Below are 24822 nucleotides of genomic sequence, written 5' to 3' on the forward strand. Positions count from 1 at the left end.
GCATTTGCTGTATCAATCGTAAAGGAAGTATGACACGTTTTTTTCGTGTCATACTTGTATGCCTGCAACGGCATACATTCCGTTACGCATAATTTGCGTGAGCTGCTTGGCCATATAATCTACGGAGAACGGCAACTCCTGATCCAGCCATGCCTTGATGACCATCATATAAGCCCCTGCAGAGTAATTGATGAGAAATGCGTCATGAACCTTCAATTTAGAGGGATCAGATTGGAGCAGGGTAAGATCTTTACTCATATTCTCCTTAATCATCTCGATCGTAGTCCACATAAACCCCGGAACGTGCTCCAGCATGACTTTATAAAAATCGCGGTTTCGATCAATATGCTGGAACAACCTAATGAACTTTGGCGTTGGATCATAAGTGGAATGTTCCTGTTTACCTTTGAACTGGTCTGCGGATGCTGGATGCAATTCGACATCCTCCATCGCTTGCTTCATCATTTCTTGAATGCTTCGCTGCAGAAGGTCTTGCTTATCCTGGAAATGATAATAAAAAGTAGAGCGATTCATGTCGGCCCTCGCAATAATGTCCTGTACGGTTAAAGCTTCCAAGCCCTTCTCGGCGATTAGGGTGATGAATGCTTCCTTTATGATGCGTCGTGTTCGCTTTATTCTTCGATCTTCTGTTTTCTGTGAATTGGACATATTCGTCTCCTCTGTAGAAAATATTGAAATCTATCAGACAAGTGATCTGAACCCGTACGTTTTCCGACAAAATCTATCATATTGATGGTGGTAGATTATCGTTTCAATTTTATAATAATCCTTAAGATTCATTTTATCCAACACTATGTCGGAAAATTTTTCTTAGGGAGGAGATGTACCAATGTCTGCGATTTTCTTCAAAGGCGGAACCTTGATTGATGGAAAAGGCAGATATATAGAGGACGCAGGCGTATTGGTTCAACAGGATGTTATCGTTCAAGCAGGAAAAGCCTCAGAAATTACGGTAGCAGCCGAGGCACGTGTGGAGGAGCTTGACGGTAAGATTATTATGCCAGGGCTGATTGATGCTCACCTGCATTTAGTTGGTGCAAGAACACCTAATATGGTTGCGGCCTCGATTACCCCATCAGAAATCCTGATGGGGCGGGCGCTGAATGATACGAAGAAAATGATCAATGCTGGCGTTACGAGTGTTAGAGATGTCGGAAGCCATATTGCGGTGCATGTGCGCAACCTTATCAAAGAGGGTGAATACAACGGGCCGCGAATTAAGACCTCCTATCAAATGCTGAGTCAAACCGGAGGGCATGGCGATTTGCATATGCTGCCTCCCCAATTTAACAAATATGGACATATATGCGACGGCATAGCAGAATGCAGCAAGGCAGCGCGGACGATGTTCCGCCAGGGGGCGGACTTCATCAAGGTTTGTGCATCAGGAGGGGTATTGTCTGAAAAGGATGACCCCCGTTCGCCCCAATTTACGATTGACGAGCTGAAAGCGATCGTGTATGAGGCAGAAGCGGCAGGTTCATACGTCGCAGCACATGCCCAGAGCACGGTAGGCGTTAAGAATGCCCTCATAGCAGGTGTCAAAACAATTGAGCATGGGGTGCTTATTGATGACGAAGGAATCGAGCTCATGTTGAAAGCGAACGCCATATTGGTTCCAACGATGACGATTACGCATTTAATCGTTACTCACGGATCGCGCATGGGATTGTCTGAAGCAACGCTGCAAAAGGCCATATTGTTGAATAATGCGCATAATCAAAATATGCAAAAGGCATATCGGGCCGGGATCAAGATTGCAATGGGCACAGATCTGATGGGCGTAACTCCGATTGAACATGGACAGCATGCTATGGAATTGAGCCTGCTTGTGAGTGAGATTGGACTGAGCCCAATGGAAGCCATCATCGCCGCGACCAGAACGGCCGCGGAGGCATGCGCGATGCAGGATTCCATTGGTACGATTGAGGCAGGCAAGCAGGCGGATCTGTTGATTGTCTCCCATAACCCACTTCACAATATTAAGGTGCTTGAGGATTGCGTGAATATTGAGCAAGTTTATGTGGGGGGCAAGCGATTAAAGTAAGGAAAAACGGAAATAAGCAATCATAATTTCTCGTCCTTTATTGTTGAGGCTGACAATTCGGGGCGAGTTTTTATTGCATTTGGGCATGAAAAAGAAAAAAATGAATTGAACTTCTATGGAATTTATTGTTATACTTCAATTAATTAAATGAACATTTAATTAATTGAAGCGAGGGATATGAATGGGCAAAATCGCAGTTATCGGTGCAGGGATCAGCGGATTAGGTGCAGCATATCATTTGCAAAAAAAAGGGCACTGTGTAACGGTATTCGAACAATCCAACTCAGTTGGCGGAAGAATGCACACAAGTCGCAAGGGCGGATATGTTTGGGATAACGGTGCTCAATTTATGGTTGACTCTTACCGGTATATGAAGGAATTGATGAAAGAGCTTAGTATGAGTGAAGATGTGACTTATGTCAATCCGATTCAAGCGATGGCGATTGGCAATCAGCAGATTTATCGATTTCAATCGGCGAATCCCTTTAGTTTTTTTCGCCATCCGAAGTTGAATGCCCGTGCGAAGATAGCTGCCGTGAAGGTGTTGTACAACGCATATAAATATCGGAATGAAATAGACTTTCACGATTCATCTCGCCTATGCTTGCTGGATGATGGCCGTGATCTGTCGTGGTGGAGAAGCGAGGCAACGGATGCTCTTGTCGACTGGGTGCTTAGTGTCCCAACTTCCACCTTGTTTTTCTGGAACGAACAAGACACATCTTGGCATGCCCCCTTATTATCCTTGCGCGATGCGCGCAGCACTTGGTCGATATATACGCCAAATGGGGGAATGGGGAGAGTTCCCGAAGCGTTGAGCCGGCTTGTTTCGGTTCAACTTGGTGCGTCAGTCACCGCAGTTGAATCTACCGATATTTCAAGCATCCGAGTTTCAATAGAAGGGAAAGAGGCTCACACTTGCGAATATTTCGATAGAGCCATCATCTCCGTCCCTGCACCTGCTGCATTGCGAATGATCGCGAATCCAGAGCTGGAACTGGGAAAGGAACGCACGGATTTTCTAGTAAATACGCGGTATACGACAAATGTAACGACGATTATCGGATACGAGAAAGCGCCAGAACAGCAAGCTTATGGATTTGCCGTGCCGTCTGTGCTGAACTCGGATCTAGCTGCGATCGGGTGGGATCACTTGAAGGGGCCAGACAGGGCTCCATCTGGTCAAGGTATTGCGGTTGCGATGCCGACTCATTCCTATAGTCAAGCGAATTGGTCGAAGGCGGATCAAGAAATCGAAAATGAGGTAAAGAGAATGGTAGGACAATTTTATCCGATACAGGATATTCGTCTTATGTTCACGCATCTCCATCGATGGAGGCATGCGATGCCGATTCAATATCCAGGTTGGGCTCGATCGCGTGACAAAGCGCTGAAGGCCATGCGGCCAGAGAATCCAAAGCTGTTTGTCTGCGGCGATTATTGGGCGGGCCCGACGACAGAACATGCTTTGTATTCTGGATACCAGGCAGCAGAGGGAGTATTGGACAGCTTTTAGAAAGGAGCAAGCAGATGGCGCGTAGAGCCGGAATTACGATATCAAGAGATGATCTATTAGATGCTGCTTTATTGAAGTTTGCGCAATTGGGATTTGAAGGGACGAAGGTAGGCGGCATTGCGGAACAAGCAGGAATTACGCCGGGAGCTTTATACTTTCATTTTAAAAGCAAGGAGGATTTATTTCATTCGTTAGTTGAACGAGAATTTGCCAAAACAGTCATAAATCCTCCCGCAGCTAACCTGTCGCTTAGAGAAATGTTAGTTTACGCCGGAAGGCAGCTCGTTGACATGTTTCGGAGCAATCCTCCTTTTACAAAAATCATTTTCATTGAAGGGATCAAAAACCCGCAGATTGCTGCTCCATTCTATCGTCAATTGCTGCGTCAGACTGGTATATTGGAAGCGGAACTAAGGAGACACTTCCGCATTGCCGAAAATGATGGATCCGCTATTCTACACTATGCCTCCCGTTTTTTTCTAGGTGCGGTGGGATGGGCAGAGATGGCGCTGGATCTATTCGGAGGAAGACAGCAGGAACAGGTGGAAGACAGCCAAATGATTGAGTTGTACGTGGATATTTTCCTGAAAGGCTTGGAAGGGATTGTTCCGCCGAGCAGCCCATAATTTGAAGACAGCAATTCAGAGCATGTTTGGATCGGCATGTATTCTTTTGGCCCACGGCGAGAGATTGCTTCAAGATGCTGGATATATACACAAGCCGTGAGCCATCTGAGGCATTTGCTGTCTTACAATGTAATGCGTATTCTTTGAATTATGAATTGAGGGATGTGTGCATAACGTGTCCAAGCATTTACGTTTGATTTATATAGAAGAGATTCAAGCAGTTCCAAGTTGCTGGAGTAAGTTGACTCAGCCATTCATGAGTCTGAAGTGACAGTACTGGGAAGTAGTATACGACCTAGAAAATTAAGAATGAGGGGATTTACCAAGCTTCCATTTTAAATAAAATTGTGCCACGCTGAATAGTGCATTTTGGGTAATTAGCAGGTAAAAAGCAAAACCGATCACAGATAGTGTATATGTTAAACGTAAACATGTAAAGAGTTTTTTACATTTAGAGGCGACTTGGAGCTGTGCTTGCATCGCAGGCCGCTTTCTTGTGAATGTAAAAGCGCTATAAGATTGACATGATCTGGATTGCATACTAGTATGAAGAAAGACTACTATATTTGTTTAACTTCATTAATACTTCCCTGCATATCTACGACTATCAAACTCAACAAGACATACTCTCCATTTGTTTGAATTTGTTTGCTTTTCTTATCGAACAACACCTATGATGCGACGCAAAAGTTAACAATCAACTATCTGACGCGTGGGAGGAAACAACATGGAAAAAGTAACAATTCCGGATTTCTTAGAAAGCAATCAGCAGCAATGGGACGAGGAATACAAGTCGAACGCATGGGATTATTTGTCGGATATTACGGAATATGCTCGATATTCGGTGGTGTATGGTTACATTCGGAAATTTATTGGAACAGAAGGGATTCTGGATATGGGCTGCGGGACAGGCATCTTGTTCGATATGCTTCTCGACAGCGAGAAACAAGGGTATACAGGGATTGATCTGTCACAAGAAGCCATTAAAGTCGCATCGGCCAAATCCTCATTGAATCAGTTCCACTGTGGTGACATTAATCATTATGTGCCTGCAAAGAAATATGATGTGATCGTATTTAATGAATCGCTGCATTATGTGCCCAATACGCCGCAGAAGCTGCTGGACTACTCGAATTATCTAACCCCACATGGTGTCATTATCTCATCTCTGTATTCACATAAAAACAAAGAAGATCTCGCCTATATGATGATCGAGAATAAAGTAACGGAAATGGATCAATGCAAGGATTTTGAGGTGATGGACAAGGTCAGTGTGTTCAATCATCATGCAGAGTTGAAATGGTATGTCCATTTGTTAAAGCGGAAACATACAGATTTATAAACAAGGAACTAAGGAAAATCGTATACAGATATATATAATGAAGGAACCGTTTTTGGTCCATAATCTGGGCTGCCGCAAACGGTTCTTTTTATTGGGTGATGAAAGAGTGATTTTGTCGTTATTTCTCCTTATTTGTCGGCACCATTTGTCGATGGGGGAATTGTGGATCACCTTTACATAGCACAGCAATTTACGTCTTGACAACAGGCTTGGATAAGGATAAAAATGTTAGTATTAGTTAATGCTGTTACTCGATCGGAAGTAGACAATAGAAGGAGGGTTTTTGGTTAATTTTATATTGCTTGTACAATTTCATAGCAACCAATTGAGGAAAAGGGGTAGAACATGGATACGCTTCAACAGAAACTATTTTCCAAGTTCCTTCTAGTCTGGTTCGGCCAGCTAATATCGAATATTGGCAGCGGTCTGACTGCCTTTACGCTCGGCATCCTAGTATTACAGCAAACACAAAGCCCGACCAGCTATGCCATGGTCATATTTTGTTCGTTTATGCCATCTCTGTTGCTTAAGCCGGTCGGGGGTGTTCTCGCCGATCGCTTCGACCGCAGGTTGATGATGATCTTAGGTGATGCAGGCTCTGCTTTTGGTCTCATATTCATTTTGGCCTTCGTGCTGATGGGCAGCTTGGAGGTATGGCACATATACGTAGGGGCATCCATTAGTTCGATATTCGGTGCCTTGCATAATCCCGCCTACAAAGCTTCTGTTACCGACTTCGTCAGTGAAGAAAAATACACCCAAGCAAGCGGCTTGATGCAGCTTGCCTCCACTTCTCAGTTTCTAGTCTCCCCAGTTCTAGCTGGTATCTTGATTACGATTATGGACATCAAATACATATTAGTCATTGATATTTTGTCATTTATCATCGCGGCGCTATTGGTTGTATGGGTTAGAAGCAATCGGGTAGTTGCTGAGCAAGCTAAGCTCCAGAATCATCATGTTGAAGAGCAGGTCAAGCTAAGTTTTTGGCATGAGCTGAAAGAAGGAATGCGGACAATCAACGCCAATAAAGGGATTGTCGTACTCATTACACTTACTTCTGTATTGTGCTTCTATATTGGATTTTTGCAGACATTGCTTGCTCCGATGATGTTGAACTTTACAGATCCGAAGACGTACGGAATCTCTCTATCCGTGTGTGCGTCGGGCTTGCTAGTCAGCAGTTTGCTGATTAGTATTTTTGGAGGAATTAAGAAGCATGTCGCTACAATGACGGTATGTCTTGTCTTTGTTGGGCTCTTCTATTCGCTTATCGGCGTTTCGACGAATGTATATGTGATTGTCGTATCAGGATTTCTCTTTTTCTTTGCTCTAGCATTTGTGCAGACGAGCTTGGAAGTATTGATTCGGCAAAATATTGACAATACCGTGCAAGGCCGCGTATGGTCCCTCATATCGGTGGCTACGCAGCTCGGATATCCGATTGCCTATGTTCTTTCTGGTGTATTGGCCGAGCATGTATTCAATCCGCTATTAGTGGAGGGCGGTTTGCTCGCTACATCAGTTGGCAGCATTATTGGCATTGGATCAGGTCGTGGCATTGGCTTTATGTTTATTGTGTTTGGAATTCTCATCGCATTCTTATCGTTTGTTACAGGTCGAACCAAAGTGATTAAAGAATTGGAAAGCAATGCAGTGGATGAGAAATAAAAAAGAGATGAATACCATTAATACAATATAATGACAACAAAATATAAGCGCTCTTTCTTTATCCAAACACGGCTGTGATTTATCGTGCTTCGATAGGCAAGAAGGGGTGCTTTTTTTTATGTTCTTCGCAGGGAAATACACGTGTAAATCGCACTATATCAAGGATTTGGGAGATAAGGTCAGCATTAATAGACCGAATAGAGGAACAACTCTGGTTCGTCAAAATGATCAGAATTGGAGAGAAGTCAATAGACAGAAAAGAAACAAAATTTCAGGAATATTGGATTAAATCCATTTGGGACAATTGATGACAGATATTGTTTAGTATAAAAATAATATTATTGACAGAATTAACCTTTCAACTTTATTATCTTTGGTAACAAATCTATCAATTGAGAGGAGCTTGTAACGATGTGGTTTCTGTTGTTATGGGGATTGGGAATTGTCTCAGCGGTAGTACAGCTTTGGATCAACGGTTTTTCAGCAAATACGAGCGAAATTGCGAATGTGCTGTTGCTGCATCAGTTTGTTGTGACATTTGGCTTAGTGGGTGTCATAGGATTTATTTACAACATTGCGATTGCTGACAGAACTGCATCTCAATTGGGCTGGCCAGGCGGGCCATTTCAAGTCAAGTACGGATTTTCCCAAGTTGGTCTTGGGGTGATGGGAATTATGGCAATTTGGTTTCACGGAAACTTCTGGGTAGGCGTACTTGTCACAATGTACATATACGGGTTAAGCGGGTTGTGGTCTCATACATATGTCATGATTAAGAACAAGAAAGCAGATGCAGACAGTATTGGAAATCTGATCATGGATGTCGTGTACCAAACGTTCATTACGGTTCTGTCGATCATGGCCGGCGGAATCTGGGTCTTCAACTAAGGAGGTCTAGCTTATGGTAACGCGCAGACTAGAATTAACAGAAGTCCAGAAGGGAATATTCTTCGATTGCCAAATTGACGACCCGCTCTCTTATAACATCACAGCTTCCATCATGCTCGAGGGAGTGGACGAAGTTCGGTTCGAGCAAGCTCTGAGTCTAGTCATTGAGGAGCAGGAAGCCTTGCGATGCAGTCTTGATGTCAGTGATGAAATGCCTCTCCTCGTTGTCCACGAACGAATCAATATTCAACTAACAAAGTTAGATTTCTCTGCAGAACCTGAACTTCAGGAAGAACGGGTAAAGCTTCAGGTTGAGCAAGAGTTAAACCGAGTATTTGACCTCACAGCAGCTCCGCTATTTCACACAAGCTTGATTAAGCTATCTGACAAGAAGCATATTTTTCTCATCAGCATTCATCACATCATTTCCGACGGATTATCACTCGAAGTGTTGAAGCAAAAGCTCTTGGAATACGATCATAAGCTCGCACGAAAAGAGCCAATTGAAATAAAGCCGAATACGGGATTTACCGACTTCATGAGCCAAGAAAATACAAAACTTGCTCAGGGAGGGTACGACAAAGAAAGAGAGTATTGGGCGAAAAAGATGATAGGTGCAGAGCCTCTTGCCCTGCCGAATGACTTTATTCGACATCAAGTTCATGGCATCGGCAAGGAAAAACGAATCGAGATCTCATCTGATCTATTGCAACAGATTCATAAACAGGCGAGGGAACAGGAAGTTACGACCTTTATGTTTGTATTGGCCGCATTCGGTGTACTGTTGAATCGTTATACGCAGCAAGAGGATGTTGTGTTCTCCTCACCATTTTCATATCGTCCTGATATGGATTTCGAGGAATCGATAGGCTGCTTTGTGTATATGCTGCCCATGCGTCTGCTGCTGAAGGATGAACAGAGCTTCTCCGAAGCACTGCAGCAAGTGTCGAAGGAGTTTATCGAAGTCTACAAGCATATCGGTTATCCGAACAATCTGATTATGCGAGATAATCAATTGCTCCCATTGCCGGGAACTCCATCTATCTTCGATGTTAGCTTCGTATATGATATCGTAGAAGACAGCGATCAGTACGAACTTAAGGCAGAAATCCTCGATCAAGATCGCGTAACATTTCCCGGCAGCCTAATGGTTATCCTGCAACATACCCCTCACAAAGATTTGATTAAACTTCAATACAAGCCAGAACTTTTTGCAGATGAAACGATTGATTTATTAGGTCTTCGCTTCATGAAACTGCTGGAACTGGTAAGCGGACAGGCAGACATCAAGATCGGAGAAGCGGAGTTGCTGTTGGAGCAAGAACGAAGCCTTATCCTGCAACAATTTAATCAAACTTCCTATTTTACATACGAACCTCGTACCATCATTGAACTATTCCACTCCAAGGTCGCTAAGCATCCGGAACGAAAGGCATTGATCGACCAAGACCAAGTTGAGACATATGCTAGTGTTGATGCAAAAGCTAATCGATTGGCCCGCAATATCCTTCAGAAAACGCAAGGAACTCCATCCTGTATCGGCATTCAGCTGGAACGATCAGCTAACTTAGTCATTAGTTTATTAGCGGTTCTTAAGGCGGGATGTGCATACGTGCCTCTAGATCCAACGTATCCGTCAGCTAGAAAACAATTTATTTTCGAAGATGCGAATGTGTCTTATCTTATCACTACGTCAGATCTCCCATTCGAGGAAGAATGGAAAGTAGACATCATCGATGTGGGTGATCCGAACATATACAGTGGGGATGACTCGATTCCCGAAGTACAGCTGGATCCATACAGTTTGGCCTACATTATGTACACTTCGGGTTCGACCGGCAAGCCGAAGGGCGTCATGGTCGAGAATCATAGTGTCGTGAATACATTGCTCGATCTGGAAAGACGTTTTCCGGTGGAAGAACATGATCTGTACCTACTCAAAACACCGCATACGTTCGATGTATCCGGAACGGAATTGTTCGGGTGGTTTATGGGAGAAGGCAGCTTGCTCGTATTGGAGCCAGACGGAGAGAAAAACCCGCAAATCATCTTGGAAGAGATACACAAGCATAAGGTTACTCATATCAATTTCGTACCTACCATGTTCCGAGCCTTCTTGGAACTATTGGATAATGCGGACAATCTGTCAAAGCTAGCCTCCTTGAAGTGGATATGTATTGGAGGGGAGGCTGTAACGCCGGATATTTTGCATAAATTCCATTCGCTGCATACGGATATTAAGCTTGAAAATGTATATGGTCCAACGGAATGCACGATATGGGCTTCCCATTATTCGATTAGGGGCGACGATACAACACGCTCGATTCCAATTGGTGAGCCGCTCAATGAGACGCGCTGGTACATCGTAGGCAAGCAAGATCAATTACAGCCAATTGGGATCGCAGGTGAATTATGTCTTAGCGGTGTAGGCTTGGCCAGGGGATATTTGAATCGGGATGAGCTGACGAAGGAGAAGTTTGTCGCGAATCCGTTCTATCAAGAAGGGATCGATCCGGACTACTTCCGCAATATGTACCGCACGGGGGATTTGGCCCGCTGGCTTCCAAGCGGAACGATTGAGTTTCTCGGACGAATTGACTTTCAGGAAAAGGTGCGCGGCGTCCGGCTCGAGACAGGAGAAATCGAGAATGTGCTGTCGCAGATGGAAGGAATTACGCAGGCTATCGTTGTTGTGAAGAAGGAGACAGGCAAGTCAGGTGCGTTGTGCGCCTATTATCTCTCTGACGATGAGATTTCAGTGGCTCAATTGAAGGAGCACCTATCCAAGGAATTGCCAGCGTACATGATTCCTTCCTTCTTTGTACATAAAAGAGAGCTTCCTCTCAATACGAGCGGGAAGGTGAATCGGAATGCGCTGATCGCGGACAAAGACTATTTAGATGCAGCTTCATCAAGCGACATAGCACCGAATACCGATTTAGAGGTTCTTATTGCCTCTGTGTGGCAAGAGGTACTTGGAATTACCCATGTCGGTGTGGATGATAGTTTTTTTGAAATCGGCGGTCACTCAATAGCCTTGATCCAAATGCACAACAAGCTGAAAAAAGCATTGACGCAGGATTTCCCAATCACGCTGCTGTTCCAATATCCAACTGTACGATTGCTGGCTGATCATTTCAATCAAGCTGAGGAAGAGACGATTACCGATCGGAAATCATTTTTCCAACGGGACAGAAAAGTCGTTCGATCGGATATCGCGATCATCGGCATGTCCATTCACGCGCCCGGTGCTTCCAATATTCATGATTTCTGGAATAACCTAAAAGGCGGCGTAGAGAGCATCCATTTCTATAAGGATGAAGAATTGCTCGAATTAGGGATTCAGCCCAACCTGCTGAAATCACCGAATTATGTGAAGGCAAAAGGACGCATCGATGGCATTGAGGAGTTCGATCCAAACTTCTTCGAATATACACCAGGTGAAGTGCAGATGATGTCGCCACAGCTTCGTCTTCTCTATCAAGGGACATGGGAAGCATTAGAGGATGCCGGATATTATCCCGGATCTGATACCTCGAAGATTGGGTTGTTTCTTGGCGGGTCTGACGATTTTGAATGGTATCAGAAGGTTCTGTTCGGCGAAAGTGGATTTAGTGATAAGTATCAAGCTTTTACACTGAGCACGAATCATTTCTTGGCGACTCGGATCGCTTATAAGCTGGATATTAAAGGGCCAGTTTATTCAGCGCTTACAGGCTGCTCGACAACGCTGGTTACCCCTCACTTATCGTGTCAATCATTAATTCTTGGCGAATGCGATATTGCTGTGGCTGGTGGGATCACGATCGAACTGCCGAATGAGGGGGGCTATTATTACGAGGAAGGCATGATGTTTTCTCCGGATGGACACTGCCGGCCATTTGATGCCAAGGCGAAGGGAACCATGTTCTCGAATGGTATGGGATTAGTCGTGCTGAAGAGATTGGATGAGGCCATAGAGGACGGCGATCACATCTATGCGGTCATTAAAGGTTCTGCGATTAATAATGATGGAAGGCAGAAGATTGGTTTTGTGGCGCCAAGTGTGGAAGGACAAGCTGAGGTTATCCAGGAGGCGTATCGTGTCGCAGGCATTGATCCAGAAACGGTAACCTATGTCGAGGCTCATGGAACAGGCACCGCGCTCGGCGATCCGATCGAGGTGGAATCTTTAACGAAGGCATTCGCATCTGAAAAAAAGCAATTTTGTACGTTAGGCTCGGTGAAAGGCAACGTAGGGCATACCGATACAGCTGCTGGAGTGGTCGGCTTGGCGAAGGTCGCACTTAGCTTGAAGCACAAATATATCCCGCCAACGGTTAATTATAGGGAACCGAATCCCAAAATTGATTTTGCGAGTTCGCCATTTACCGTGCGGGCACAAGGAATGGAGTGGATGACCATCGGTACAGGCAGCAAGCGCCGAGCAGGCATCAACTCGTTCGGGGTTGGCGGTACGAACGCCCATATGGTATTGGAGGAAGCTCCGAGCATGATGGACAGCAGCGATTCGGAGCAGGTGAATTTGCTTGTGTTCTCCTCCAAGAGCAAGGAGGCGCTTGTCAACACCTCGTACAATGTTGTACAGCACTTGATAGACAACCCAAGCATTAACGTTACCGATGCGGCATGGACATTACAGATAGGAAGGAAGCCATTTGCCTACCGTAAGGCGCTCGTCGTGAATAACCGCTACGCCGATGATCCACAGCTTCTGCTGAAACAGCTGCAAGACGCTGCTGTTCATGAGGTGCAGCCAGCCAAGCGGCAGGTATACTTCCTGTTTCCAGGACAAGGGAGCCAGTACCAAGGAATGGGTCGTTCCTTGTACCGTTCCGCTGAACAAAGCGCAGTATCCCGCATATTCAAGCGGCATATGGATCATGTGCTGTCATGCCTGACTGAAGACGAACGGCTGATGTTCGAGGATATGATATACGGCGATGGCGATAGCTCACGAATCAATCAGACGGAGAACAGTCAATTTGCACTGTTTGGCACAAGCTACTCATTGGCGCTTACGATGCTGGAGCTTGGCGTGAAGCCGGCAGGAATGATTGGACACAGCATTGGAGAACTTGCCGCGGCAACGGTCGCAGGTGTATTCGAACTGAAAGATGCGGTGGAAATTGTTCGCTTGCGCGGACGTCTGATGCAGCAGCAGGAGCCAGGAGTAATGCTTGCCGTTATGGCGGCAGCAAGCATGGTAGAGCCGGAACTGATTCCGAATGTGTGGATTGCGCTGGAAAATACGACAAATAGCTGCGTCCTTGGCGGACGGGAAGAAGCGATTGCACATTTCGAGGCGAAGTGCGAGAAACTCGGCTGGAAGGCAGTTCGGGTAAAAACATCCCATGCCTTCCATACGCCGATGATGGAGGAGGCTGCTCGAGAATTTGAGAAACGGCTCTCCGCCTATCGGTTCAACGAGCCTCGTATTCCGATCGTCTCGAATGTGACCGGGGAATGGGTGTCGCCGAGCGAAATGAATCGGGCGTCCTACTGGGCAGCGCATATTTTACGACCAGTGAACTTCGCCAAATGCCTGACACAAATCTTAAAGTCGGAGCACGATGTATTCATCGAAGTCGGGGCGGGTCGTACCTTAAGTACTTTTGCGAGACAACATGAATCCAAGGCTGCCGGTCAACATTTCGTGAACTTAATACGCCATCCGCAAGAGGCGCTGGATGATGTGGAATATATTCATCATAAGCTAGGACTCCTATGGGGAGCGGGTGTCGATCTCGATTGGAAAGCCATGCGAGGCAATACTGTTCGTAAGCGTGTGTCGCTACCAACCTATGTGTTTGACAAAGGACATTTCCCAATTGATATCGCGTTTAGCGCTCCACAAGCATCATTGCCACGATCAAATGCTGCTGTGCATCAATCGTCTTATTCTCAGCATTCGCAGAATCATGTGGATCGTCTCGCAGTGGCAGCGACACTTCGTAACCAGAGTGAACTAGAGCAGGCGGTATTGGATGCGTATAAATCTGTATTCGGTTTCGACACGATTGCAAGTGATCAAGACTTCTTTTCGCTCGGCGGCGACTCCTTGAAGGCGGTTAGCTTGGCTCATGCGATTCAGCAGCATGCAGGTATCAAGGTGGAGATTGTTGATTTATTCACCTATTCATCACCGATCGCATTGGTCGCTCATTTGTATGAGAATTCAGCATACTCTTATCAGCAAGTGCAAATCGCACCTGCGGCACAAAGAGATTACTATCCATTGTCATCTGCTCAAAATCGGATGTATGCACTGCATCTGCTTGATCCAAGCAGCGTTGCTTATAACCTTCCATCTGCTACGAAGATTAGAGGGCTGCTGGACAGAACCCGAGTAGAACAAACACTGGAAAAGCTCATGTTGCGCCACGAATCTTTGCGGACTTCCTTTGACATTATCGGCGATCAAGCCGTTCAAATCATTCATGATTCCGTAGATATTCCTTTTACGTATCGGGAAATAGACCGTTTCAATGACGAGGATATCATGCCATTGATTCGTTCATTCATTAAGCCATTCTCTTTAGGAAGTGCGCCATTGTTCCGAGTCGAACTCATTCGCACAGGCTCGGACGAGCAGCTGTTGTTGTTCGACATGCACCACAGCATTGCGGACGGCACATCCATGGAGATTATTACGAGAGACTTCAACGCGTTGTATTTCGGGGAGTTGACGCAGCCGGTTCTTCAGTACAAAGATTATGCAGTCTGGCAAGCGGAGCAGCAGTCTGCTGGACAAGAAATCCACGATCAGCGGGCATACTGGCTCCAGCAGCTTGGCGGTGAACTGCCTGTACTGGAATTGCCGACAGATTATGAACGACCGCCTGTCAAGGACTTCCATGGCGACCGGATTTATTTCCACATTGAAGAAGATTGCGCGGCGAAGCTCATTCAACTGGCTCAAGAAACGGGAACGACGCTGTATATGATGATGTTGAGTGCATGGTATGTCCTGCTAGCCCGTTATTCTGGTCAGGAGGATATTATCGTCGGTACGCCTGTAGCGGGAAGAACGCAGGAAGAGACGAAAGATACCGTCGGCATGTTTGTGAATATGCTTGCGATACGGAACCGTCCGTTGAGCCAGAAGTCGTTTGCTGAGTTTCTGCATGAAGTGAAGGAGAATGCACTGAAGGCATTTTCGAACCAAGACTGCCAATTTGACGAACTCGTTGACCGTCTGCACTTGCAACGAGAATTCAACCGCAATCCACTGTTTGATGTCTGCTTCGACTTTCAAAATATGGAGTTCCATGATCTTGAAATCGATGGCATCTCGTTTGCATCATATGCCTTCCCGACAACGACGTCCGCTTATGATCTGGTACTAACCTGTCAGGAAAACAAAAAAGAGAAGACGGTAGAAGGTTTCCTAGAATATGCGACGGGATTGTTCCGCAAGGAAACCGTGCAGCGAATGATCGGACACTTTCAGGCCATTTTGCAGCGCATCACAACGGATATTAATACTAGTCTGGGGCAGATCGAATTCTTGACGCCAGAAGAAAAGTTATGGATTGTGACCGAAGTGAATCATACGGCGCTGCCATATGACGAGAACCTAGTAATTGTAGAGCTGTTCGAACAGCATGCACGAACACAACCAGACAAACCGGCGCTTATCGTTGCTGATGGACGACAGCTTACGTACCGCGAAGTGAATGAACAAGCCAATGTGATCGCGCACCACTTGATTGAACAAGGTGTTACAGCGGATACGCTAGTTGGCGTGATGCCAAGACGGGATGAGTACTTAATCGTGTCACTCCTGGCGGTGCTGAAGGCAGGCGGAGCATATGTTCCGATCGATCCAGCATTCCCGAAGGAACGAATCAAGTACATGCTCACAGAGAGCAATGTGAATATTCTATTATGTCCACAAGAGTATCAAGCGGGCATTGAGTTTGCAGGGGAAATGGTAGATTGCAGAGAGATCGTTAGCTCTATCAGAAATCACAATACAGATGACTGCAGCAATCCCGTATCACGAACTCATCAAAACAACTTAGCTTGTGTCATCTTTACGTCAGGTTCAACGGGCAAGCCGAAAGGAGTCATGATCAATCAAGGCTCTATCCTCAATTTCATTCAAGATATTCAACAGAGAGGTGTGTTCCAGCACGAAGAGGATCGTGTCATTTGTGTAACGACGTTGTCCTTTGATATTTTCGCATTCGAGTCGATTGTTCCACTGTGCACGGGCCATTCCGTATATATTGCCAATGAGAATGAGCAGCTGGATCCAATGCTGGCGAATGAGAAAATTGTTCAGCACAAGGTTACGCATTTGTTAAGCACGGTTTCGCGAATTAAGGCGTTTGTTGAGAATCCAGATTTTGCACCTGCACTGAAGCAGCTTGCCTGTATTTTGAGCGGAGGAGAGCATTATCATGACGCCTTGTTGAAAGACTTGCAAACTCGTTCCGAAGCAAGATTATTCAATATGTACGGCCCGACAGAAACAACCATCTGGTCGGTAGCGAAGGAGTTGACGGCTTCCAAGTTGGTTACGATTGGACAGCCGATTGCGAACACACAAGCGTATATCATCAGCGATTCTGGACTGCTGCAGCCGGTAGGGGTATTCGGCGAATTATGCTTGGCTGGACATGGACTTGCACGCGGATATTTGAACAATCCGGAGGAAACGAAGCGCAAATTTTTCGAAACAGAACAGCTTCCGGGCTGCCGCCTCTATCGCACAGGGGATCGCGGACGATTGCTTGCCAATGGCGAAATCGAACTGATGGGACGGCTGGATTCGCAGATCAAAGTACGCGGATATCGGGTGGAGCTTGATGAGATTGAGAAGGTTGTTCAGAAGCATGAACATATTAGACAGGCTGTAGCTGCTGCTTACGACGATAAGCGCGGGAACAAACAGCTTGGATTATATTGCACGGTTAAAAAAGAAGCGGATGTTGACGGAGAAGCGCATATATGGCTCAAGCCGTGGTTGCGAGAGAAGCTGCCTCATTATATGATTCCTGGCTTCGTTCGTCAGCTGGAGGAGATGCCGACGCTTCCAAATGGAAAGATTGACAAGAAAGCACTGCCGCTCCCACAAGAGTCATCGGAAATGACGGGACAAACGAAATTGCCTTCAACAGGATTGGAGAAGGCGATATTGGATATTTGGAAGGATGTGCTCGGAACCGATCGCATTAGCGTGCGGGATAATTTCTTCGACGTTGGCGGGAACTCATTGGGACTAATCCTGATTAATAATCGGATCAATTCTCTGATCGGGCGTTCCATTCCGTTAATGCAGCTGTTCCAATATCCAACGATTGAATCATTAGTCAAGAGTATCGGCATTCCTTCAGAATTGCAGGACATTGGTCTTGCAATGCCAGTTGCTCCAGTTGCTGCTGAAAGTCATGCGACAGCAGATATCGCAGTGATAGGGATGGCGGGACGATTCCCAGGAGCGCCTACGATTGATGCATTTTGGGATAATATCGTATCTGGCGTAGAGTCAGTTGTGGAGTTCTCAAACGAAGAACTGCTGCAAGCTGGTGTGGATGCTGACTTGCTGTCTCATCCGAAATATGTGAAAGCAAAAGGTTACCTTGATGGTATCGAGTATTTTGACTCCGCATTTTTCGATTATCCCTACCAGGAAGCCAACATGATGGATCCGCAAATTCGGCTGCTTCATGAATGCGTATGGGAAGTGCTGGAGAATGGGGGATACAATCCTTCTGCATACAAGGGGTTAATTGGCCTGTTTGCCGGAAGTGGCTCCAATCTTCCTTGGATGATTCAATTCTTAGGTCATCAACAAGATCTGCTTCGTGCATTCGAAGCGATTACCTTGAATGAAAAAGATTTTCTGACGACCCGTGTGTCATACAAGCTCAATTTGAAAGGGCCTAGCTTCAATGTGCAAACCGCTTGCTCAACTTCATTAGTAGCGATTCATCAAGCGGTACAGTCACTGCAGCGTGGAGAGTCGCATATGGCGATTGCCGGTGGAGTGTCCATTTCCTATCCGCGGAAGGAAGGCTACTTATGGCATGAAGGCATGATCTTCTCCCAAGACGGGCACTGTAAGCCATTCGCGGAGGATTCATCGGGAACCGTATCTGGCAATGGATGTGGGGTTGTACTCCTCAAGCCTCTAGCCGCAGCCCTTAGAGATGGCGATCATATCTACGGTGTCATTAAGGGATCGGCAATGAATAATGATGGCCTTGAGAAAATCGGGTACACGGCTCCTAGTGTGAGCGGTCAAGCCCAGGTCATTCAATCTGCCCTTAGACAGGCTGGCGTATCGGCTGAGGATATCCACTATGTTGAGGCACACGGGACAGGAACGAAATTGGGAGATCCGATCGAGATTGAAGCCCTGAAGCAAGCATGGGATACGAAGAAGACGGGCTATTGCGCCATCGGTTCTGTAAAAGCGAATATCGGGCATCTCGATTCTGCGGCAGGGGTGGCAGGCTTCATCAAGACCGTTCTGTCCCTGTATCATCGAACGATTCCGCCTTTACTTCATTTTACGAAGCCGAATCCTGCAATTGATTTTGCGAACAGTCCATTTTATGTGAATACACAGGCTGAATATCGGACGGATCGGAGTCAAATCTTGCGGGCTGGTGTAAGCTCCTTCGGTATCGGTGGAACGAATGTGCACGTCGTGCTGGAGCAGCCGCCTGAAATAAGCCGATTCCGGCCATCGGAACCTGTCAATTTGCTCTTGTTCTCAGCTAGGAGTCAATCGGCATTGACCCATACGAGTGAGGCTGTGTTGGAGTACTTGCACAGCCATCCAGAAGTCCATATCTCGGATGCCGCTTGGACATTGCAAATGGGGCGCAAGCCGTTCGAATACCGCAAGGCGCTCCTCTTAGATGGAGGTTTACCATATGAGACGAAGGAAATGCAGCAATTCCTTCAACAATCCGGATTGCGTATTCAGGACGGCAGACCGACCGCTCACTTTTATATTGCTGCGGAAGCGGGGGTTTATCGCGATTTAGGCCGAGATTGGTATACATCAACGACGCAAAATCTACATCCGCTAGCGGCAACATTCAACCGCCATGTGGAACGGGTGATTGCATGCACGGAACTCGATAAGAGGGATGCCTTCCATCAGTTGCAAGATGACCCTGCATTGGAATGGTTTACTGTAAGTTACGGGATAGCAATGAGTTTGATCGATGTTGGTGTCCTGCCAGATGGACTATTCGGTCAAGGCATTGGTGAGGTATGTGCCTTAACGGTTGCTGGGGTATTGGCCTTGGAGCACGCGGTTGAATGGGTACAAACAAGCGGGAAATGGCTGCAAGGTTTGGAAGAAGGGGCGCTAGAGGCTGTAGTGAATGGTGCCGGGACAGAGGCGGTTAGAAAGCAACTATTCTATTATCCACTCCGTCCATCCCGAATTCCACTCATTGATGTAAGCCATAATAGCAGCACTATTGAAGAAATCAGTGTAAGTGTCGTTGCGATCGGCTGCGAATGTTCGGATTACGCGTCTGCCACATCCCAACATTCACATCGAACGGAGGCGCAGGATTCGCCGTCGGTTCATAGGCTGCAAGCTGGCGGGAATGGAGCATCTAGCTGGATAGAATTCCAACGCTTGCTTGCCCAGCTGTGGTGTGAAGGCTTCGAGATTGATTGGTCGATGCTGCATCCGGAGAGCGGAAGACAGCGTATCCCGCTGCCGACCTATGTGTTCGATGCGACGTATCATGAGCATGATGTGATTCTTAATGCATTTGAGCTGAAGCGTAAGGAAGAAGGTTCATGTGTCCAAACCCTGTCGCAAGCTCAGCAGATCGAGATTGGTCAGTCATCCAGTATTAGGAGTCGGGATACCATCAGTGAGCAATTAGCAGAATTATGGCAGGAGCTTCTCGGCTGCGGCGAGGTAAAGGCTGAGGATGATTTCTTCGTCATAGGCGGTCATTCGTTGAAGGCCATTTCCTTGTCCGCCAACATACAACAAGCATTTAAGCTGGATATGTCATTGACGGAAATATTCGATAATGCCGTATTTAACCAGATGGTGGACTGGATATGGACAAACCGCGCTGACGAGCAGGAATTCATGGCGATTCAGTCTGTTGCGAACAAGCCTTATTATGAAGTCTCATCTGCGCAGAAGCGCATGTATGCCGTACATGAGCTGGTTGGCGATGCGGTTCCTTACAATTTGGCCTCCGTATATGTGGTGGAAGGGCAGCTTGACAAGGCAAGATGCAAGTCAATCATTGATGAAATTGTGCAAAGACATGAATCGCTGCGCACTCGGTTCCAGATCGTAAATGGAGAAGTAGTCCAAATCATTGAGGACGAGGTGCCTTCCGTTGTTGAATTCAACACTACAACTGAGGAAGGCGTGGAAGCTGAAATCAAGTCTTTCATCCGGCCGTTTGATTTGGCGCAGGTGCCGCTGCTCCGCGTAAGATGGACGAGCATACACGAGGAGAAGCACATTCTGCTCATCGATATGCACCATATTATATCGGATCAGTATTCGATAGCGATTTTACTAGAAGAGATGCAAGCACTGTATGCTGGCAAGACACTAACGCCATTGTCCCTGCAATATAAGGATTTTGCTGCTTGGCAAAATGAATTCTTCAAGAGCGAAGCATTTGGTACACAGCTTCAATATTGGAAAGAAGAATTTGCAGGCGAGATTCCGACGCTCAATATGATGACAGATTACGTAAGACCGCCTGTGCTTACCTTCTCGGGCGATGAAGTGGAATTCGAATTTGGTGAAGCACTCAGTGGGCGGCTGGAACAGTTGGGATCTGAGCGAGGATTGACCCCTTATATGATTCTCATGGCTGTTTTGAAGCTGACGCTGTGGAAGATTACGGGCCAACAGGATCTTATTGTGGGTACAGGAATTGCAGGTAGACGCCATGCCAATCTCGAGCCGATCGTCGGAATGTTCGTCAATACATTGGCAATCCGTTCACAAATTGATGAAAGCCTAAGCGTGGGCGAGTACCTGCAATACATGAAAGAGAAGATGCTGAAGGCCTATGAAAATCAAGATTGCCAGTTCGAGATGCTGCTTGAGGAGCTTCATATCGAGAAGAACATCGCAAGAAATCCGCTGTTTGATGTCGTTATCAATTACATTACGATGGGCACGGAGGAATTGGAACTGGACGGATTATCACTAACTCCTAGGCCAATGATGAACAAGGATTCGAAGTTCGACCTCACTTGGACAATCGAGAAACGGAACAATCGCTATGTGGCTTCCTTGGAATACAATACGAGTTTGTTCACCAGACAACGAATCGAATCTTATGGAACGCGATTGCTCCACATGCTTACGCAATTGACTGAAGATACAACACGTAGGCTGAGTGAGCTTACGCTTGTAACACCACAGGAGAGAGAGTGGCTGCTGCACGAGTTGAATCCAGCAGTTACGCTGGAAGCAGACCATCCAACGCTTGCACAGTTGTTTGAAGAACAGGTGGAGCTGCATGGGCAGCGCCCTGCAATTGTGTGGAATGATGAAGAACTGACTTATGCAGAGTTGAATAGCCGAGCGAACAGGCTCGCTACACGCCTTGCAGGCATGCATGTTCAACAGGGAGATCATATAGCGATATTGCTCGATCGTGGGCCGCTGCAGATTGTGAGCATTCTAGCTATTTTGAAGCTGGGCTGCACCTATGTGCCGATCGACCCAGATTATCCGCAGTCTCGGATCGCCTTCATGCTGGAGGATAGCGGTGCTTCTCTCATCCTCACAGATTCAGTGCTGCAATCCACCCTTGACGAGTCACTCCCTCGACTGTTGCTGGATCGTGAGGGAGGTCGGGCAGCAGAAGATGACGATGGATCTCACGACTCAGCATCATGGACAACCAATATCGGTTCCAATATCGGAGATGCAGACGATACAGCATATATCATGTACACGTCAGGTTCGACAGGAACACCGAAGGGAGTACTTGTTAGTCACCGCAATGTAGCCCGTGTTGTGAAGAACGCGAATTACGTGACGATACTGCACAGTGACAGAATGCTTCAATTGTCCAATTACGCATTTGACGGTTCGGTATTCGATATTTTTGGAGCGATTCTGAATGGTGCTTGTTTAGTCATCATCTCGAAGGACTCCGCAATCGAAATTGCGCAGTTGGCCAAGTTCATTGAGCAGGAGCGAATCACGGCCTTCTTCATCACGTCAGCATTGTTCAATATGCTGGTGGATTGGGATGTAACCGCACTGAAGCATGTCCGGAAATTGCTGATTGGCGGGGAAGCCATTTCAATACCGCATGCACGCAAAGCGGTAGAGTACCTAGGGCCGGATACATTGATCAATGGGTACGGGCCAACGGAGACGACGGTATTTGCTGCCTACTATCCAATCGGACATACGAACAAGCACGTGCACAGCATTCCAATCGGATATCCGCTCTCCCAGACCAAGCTGTACATCTTGGATCAGCAAGGGCAATTAGTGCCTCCATATGTACCTGGCGAGCTGTATATCGGCGGAGCGGGCGTAAGCAAAGGATACTTAAACCGGGATGAACTGACCGCACAGCTATTCGTGAACGATCCTTTCGACAAAACGGGCAAGCTGTACCGAACTGGGGACTTGGTATGGAGGCTTCCTACAGGGGAGATTGGCTTCATTGGTCGACTTGATTTCCAAGTCAAAATCAGAGGCTTCCGGATTGAGCTTGGAGAGGTCGAAAATCATATTCAGCTCATCAGCGGCGTGAAGGAGGCAGTTGTATTAGCGAGAACAGATCGAACCGGCAGCATGTACATGGTTGCATACTACACCGTTGAGCAGGCAGACCGTGCGGATGGACAGGGATGGAATCAAGAGCAGATGAAAGCACTGCTGCGCGAAAAGCTTCCAGCCTATATGATTCCTGCTCGTCTGATCAAGCTTGAACGAATGCCTCTCAATATAAATGGAAAGATCGATCGTCAGGCCCTGAAGAACATCAGTGAGAATGAGCAGGGTCAGTCGACATATGCGGCTCCGATAACCGAGGTCGAACGGACGATTCTGCGCTGCATGCAAGAAGTGCTGGATCAGGAGAGACTCGGTATTACAGACGATTTCTTCGAGCATGGGGGGCATTCCATTAAGGCTATCGCACTTGTTCAGGCTCTGCTGCAAGCTGGGCTTCAATTGAAGGTGAATGAGATCTTCATGTATCCGACAGTCGAGCAGTTGGCTGCGCTTCCTGGATTGAGCAGCTCTCGTTCGTCCTCATTTCTCCAAAAGCACGACGACCCATGGAGAGAGGGAGCAGCGGCCGAGCTTTCTGAGCAGCAGATCCTGTTGCTTGTGCAGCATGTACATGCCTCATGCTCTCTCATTTCCACAATGATGGCTTCAGCGGATCGAGTTGGCCGTTTCCCATTGTCGCCTGTCCAACTCGCACACGGAGCATTCGGGGCTCAAGTCAGCGGATTTGTTACTTCTATTCACGATGTGGACGAGAAGTTCCTTCGCAACTTGCTAGTCACAATTATTCAGCGCAATCAGCTGCTTCATAGCGTAATGGAAGGGGAGGATGAGCCTGCTTGGAGTGAGTATGATAGTACCGCTCTCTCTGCATTCATCGCTCAGCACATTCCGTATATCGATCTGCGGACGTATCACGAGACGACAAAACAACGTCTTGTGGATGGCTTGACTGGCGTTATTTTGTCAGAACCCTATATAGCGGGCCATTTGCCTTGGAGATTGTGCTGTCTGCGTGTATCAGATGATACCCATCAGATTCTATGGGGATTCGACCATATTGCCTTTGATGGGATGAGTGCAGAAGTTGTGCGTCGTCAATTTGAACAGGGGATAGCAGGCAGGGACGACGAGCCTATTCAGCCGTATGCAGATTATGTAACACTGCTGTCCAAGGGGCCAGTAGGTATCACGGAACAGGATATCATCGAATACCATGAGCTGCGAGTATGGAAAGAGCAGAACAGCTCCATCATAGACAGTCTGCTCCACGTTCCGAACCGAGAGGTTACGGAGCTTGAGCTGTCCATCCCGATTGCATTGACGAACATAGCAGACCCATGGCAGTATTCGTTTGACTTGGTTGGCGCTTTACTGCGTTCCTATACAGGAATAACCGACGTTCCGCTCGCGATGATCCATTATGGAAGAAGCTATCAAAATCAGGATTTCTACAACAGCGTAGGAGAATTTCTAGATATTATCCCCGTGCTGTTGCACGAAGGACAACCGGCAGCTAGGTTACAAGATGTGATGCAGCATTGCAGACGACATTCGATTAACTTCTTGTCACTGCTGTACCATAAGCAGCTATCAGGGGAATATATCGAACTTGCGAGTCTGCTGGATGCATCTTATCGCAGCGGCGGGCAGCCACAAGCTCTTGTACTCTATAATTTCCAAGGCTATGCATCACAAGAGGAGATTGATGCTTTCCGGAACTCATTCAGTGAACAGGAAGCCAGTGCTCCAGCTCTGCTATCCATTTCCGTCAACTACGATAAAGAACAACTGCGTATTCACTTGGAAAGCCCGCTAGGTCTCAACGCAGACGTTATCCAAGCATTTATTCGTTCATATCTCCATGGTCAATACACCCTCGTGCACTAACTTGGCTTCTGAATTCAATCAACGGCAACTCTTCTTGGTGACGGCTTGCTGAATGCTGTACATCCTGTTCAGCAAGCCACTACTTCTTGCGTC

Annotated in this window: 8 protein-coding genes and 1 pseudogene; 8 read left to right on the forward strand and 1 reads right to left on the reverse strand. The window is 46.8% G+C overall.

Annotation, left to right across the window (positions count from 1 at the left end):
* Positions 1-48: 48 nt before the first annotated feature.
* The gene (locus tag PBN151_RS16585) at positions 49-669 is read right to left on the reverse strand and encodes a TetR/AcrR family transcriptional regulator (protein ID WP_072729883.1); all 621 of its coding nucleotides are present in this window, start codon (positions 667-669) and stop codon (positions 49-51) included.
* Positions 670-850: 181 nt separating this feature from the next.
* Here PBN151_RS16585 and PBN151_RS16590 point away from each other — a divergent pair, with 181 nt between their 5' ends.
* From PBN151_RS16590 to PBN151_RS16620, 8 genes and pseudogenes are all read left to right on the forward strand, one after another.
* Complete coding sequence (locus tag PBN151_RS16590; protein ID WP_072729884.1) at positions 851-2068, forward strand: metal-dependent hydrolase family protein; 1218 nt, start codon at positions 851-853, stop codon at positions 2066-2068.
* Between the two features lie 181 nt (positions 2069-2249).
* Positions 2250-3584: a protoporphyrinogen/coproporphyrinogen oxidase gene (locus PBN151_RS16595; RefSeq protein WP_072729885.1), complete on the forward strand. Its 1335-nt coding sequence runs from the start codon at positions 2250-2252 to the stop codon at positions 3582-3584.
* A 14-nt stretch (positions 3585-3598) separates the two neighbouring features.
* Positions 3599-4210, forward strand: coding sequence for a TetR/AcrR family transcriptional regulator (locus PBN151_RS16600; protein WP_072729886.1), 612 nt, complete (start codon positions 3599-3601; stop codon positions 4208-4210).
* A gap of 20 nt (positions 4211-4230) precedes the next feature.
* A pseudogene (locus tag PBN151_RS32660) lies at positions 4231-4407 on the forward strand (DUF7002 family protein); the annotation flags it as partial.
* A 530-nt stretch (positions 4408-4937) separates the two neighbouring features.
* Positions 4938-5552, forward strand: coding sequence for a class I SAM-dependent methyltransferase (locus PBN151_RS16605; RefSeq protein WP_072729887.1), 615 nt, complete (start codon positions 4938-4940; stop codon positions 5550-5552).
* A gap of 345 nt (positions 5553-5897) precedes the next feature.
* On the forward strand, positions 5898-7223 hold the full coding sequence (locus PBN151_RS16610) for an MFS transporter (RefSeq protein WP_072729888.1): 1326 nt from the start codon (positions 5898-5900) through the stop codon (positions 7221-7223).
* 411 nt (positions 7224-7634) lie between these two features.
* Positions 7635-8111: a DUF6790 family protein gene (locus PBN151_RS16615; RefSeq protein WP_072729889.1), complete on the forward strand. Its 477-nt coding sequence runs from the start codon at positions 7635-7637 to the stop codon at positions 8109-8111.
* A gap of 13 nt (positions 8112-8124) precedes the next feature.
* On the forward strand, positions 8125-24729 hold the full coding sequence (locus PBN151_RS16620; RefSeq protein ID WP_072729890.1) for a hybrid non-ribosomal peptide synthetase/type I polyketide synthase: 16605 nt from the start codon (positions 8125-8127) through the stop codon (positions 24727-24729).
* Positions 24730-24822 lie beyond the last annotated feature (93 nt).

It is taken from the genome of Paenibacillus sp. NAIST15-1, from assembly GCF_001894745.1.
GTDB lineage: Bacteria > Bacillota > Bacilli > Paenibacillales > Paenibacillaceae > Paenibacillus_B > Paenibacillus_B suaedae.

Coding starts and splice junctions, on each gene's coding strand:
- PBN151_RS16605 (WP_072729887.1), top strand. CDS start 4,938: ATGGAAAAAGTAACAATTCCGGATTTCTTAGAAAGCAATCAGCAGCAA.
- PBN151_RS16600 (WP_072729886.1), top strand. CDS start 3,599: ATGGCGCGTAGAGCCGGAATTACGATATCAAGAGATGATCTATTAGAT.
- PBN151_RS16585 (WP_072729883.1), bottom strand. CDS start 669: ATGTCCAATTCACAGAAAACAGAAGATCGAAGAATAAAGCGAACACGA.
- PBN151_RS16590 (WP_072729884.1), top strand. CDS start 851: ATGTCTGCGATTTTCTTCAAAGGCGGAACCTTGATTGATGGAAAAGGC.
- PBN151_RS16595 (WP_072729885.1), top strand. CDS start 2,250: ATGGGCAAAATCGCAGTTATCGGTGCAGGGATCAGCGGATTAGGTGCA.
- PBN151_RS16615 (WP_072729889.1), top strand. CDS start 7,635: ATGTGGTTTCTGTTGTTATGGGGATTGGGAATTGTCTCAGCGGTAGTA.
- PBN151_RS16620 (WP_072729890.1), top strand. CDS start 8,125: ATGGTAACGCGCAGACTAGAATTAACAGAAGTCCAGAAGGGAATATTC.
- PBN151_RS16610 (WP_072729888.1), top strand. CDS start 5,898: ATGGATACGCTTCAACAGAAACTATTTTCCAAGTTCCTTCTAGTCTGG.